Origin of the sequence: Hydrotalea flava (genome assembly GCF_001623405.1) — a bacterium.
Lineage (GTDB): Bacteria > Bacteroidota > Bacteroidia > Chitinophagales > Chitinophagaceae > Hydrotalea > Hydrotalea flava.
Window position 1 is genome coordinate 1 of sequence record NZ_LUHG01000001.1, and the last position, 1,843, is coordinate 1,843.

At 38.8% G+C, this 1,843-nt stretch carries 1 protein-coding gene; it reads left to right on the top strand.

The window, feature by feature from the left end; translation table 11 throughout:
- Positions 1-140 precede the first annotated feature (140 nt).
- Complete coding sequence (locus A0F92_RS00005) at positions 141-1,751, top strand: IS1634 family transposase (RefSeq protein ID WP_068240345.1); 1,611 nt, start codon at positions 141-143, stop codon at positions 1,749-1,751.
- Positions 1,752-1,843 lie beyond the last annotated feature (92 nt).

Below are 1,843 nucleotides of genomic sequence, written 5' to 3' on the forward strand. Positions count from 1 at the left end.
CTTGAGTTTGACACCTGCTTTTTCAAAATCTTCTATAACTCAATAGGGTCTTTGGGTGCTGATGGATTTCAAAAAAAATGTAGTGAGCCAACATTTATCCACATTGCATACGGGCTTTTGAGTTGCTGTAGTTTTGTGGTATGCCATTTCTAAGAGCAGAAAAAAAATCATCAGGCACTTACTTACGTATACTGGAAAGTTATCGTAATGCAGCCGGTCAATCTACACACCGCCTATTATATTCTTTAGGCAAGCTGGAAGATTACACACCTGAGCAACTGAGAGCCATTGGCATTAAATTATTTGAACTGGGCGGTGGCGAAGTAAAAGCCCTGCTGCAAGGCGATATAGAAGAAATTGGCAGATACAATTATGGTTATCAGCAGATATATGGTAAAGTTTTACGGCACTATGGATTGCATGATGTTTTCAGAAGAATAGAGAAGAGAAGTAAACTTCAGTTTAATTTATACGACAGTGTTTTTTTAATGCTTTTAGAACGTTTGCAGGAGCCTTGCAGCAAGCGCAACAGCTTTTATAATCAGCATGAATATGTCCATCTTCCACCCGTAGCGCTGCATCATTTATACCGGACTTTAGATAAATTAGCTGCCAATCATTTATTGATACAACAACAGATTTTTGCAACAGGCAGAGATTTATTCAATCAAAAATTAGATGTTATTTTTTATGATGTAACCACTTTTTATTTTGAGAGTGAAGTAGAGAAAGAAGGTGAACTGCGGCAAATGGGTTTTGGTAAAGATGGTAAGATTGGTAACACGCAAATACTTTTCTGTATGATGATAGACAGAGATAAAAATCCGATTGGCTATCGCATCTTTAAAGGAAACACTTACGAAGGGCACACGTTTGAAAAAGCATTGGAAGATTTAAAAAATCAATATCAGATTGATAAAATAATAGTGGTAGCCGACAGAGGAATGTTATCCAAAAACAACCTGCAGATCACCACTGCCAAAGGCTACGAATTTATTATAGGCGAAAGGCTGAAAAACCTGCCCAAAGCTATACAGAACCCTTTGCTCGATTTATCAAACTATAAACATGAATGGATATACAACGACGATACTGATGAGCCGGTAACTATCCAATACACCACGCTGCATCAGGAAGGTAAAACCATCATCGCCACCTACTCAGCCAGCAGAGCAAAGAAAGATAAACAAGACAGGGAAGATAAAATAGCAACCGCTGAAAAGCTGCTTGACAACCCTTCCTTACTCAGGAAAAAACCGGCACGTTACTTTCTGCAGTCCAACGGCAAAGAAGTCTACACTTTAGATGAAAATAAAATAGCCCAATCCCAAAAATACGATGGCTTCCTGGCCATCAGTACCAACAATGCTACATTAGGCATTACCGAGGTATTAGCGCAATACAAACAGCTTTATAAAATAGAACACAGCTTCAGAACCTTTAAGTCCCACCTGGAAACAAGACCCATGTTTCACTGGACAGACAGCAGGATTGAAGGGCATATCTGTTTATGCTATATTGCTTTTGCTTTGCAAAACTATGTGCTGCAAAAAGCCAATAAAACAAAGCCGGTCTTCACAGAAACATCCCTGCGCAAAACACTTGATAAGATGCAGGTAAGCCTTATCAAACACAATGCTCAACAGGCATATATACGTTCTGCTCCCACCACAAACGAAGCATATCTGCAACAACAAATGGGCGTAAAGCCATTATTGCCCATCATCAGGCAAAACAAACTATCTATCTGATTTTTTAAAAAATTAGCCTTTGTAGTGAGCCGATTGACAAGTATCACTGCTGATTATCAATGTGTTAGGTTGAAATGGTGTCAAACTCAAGA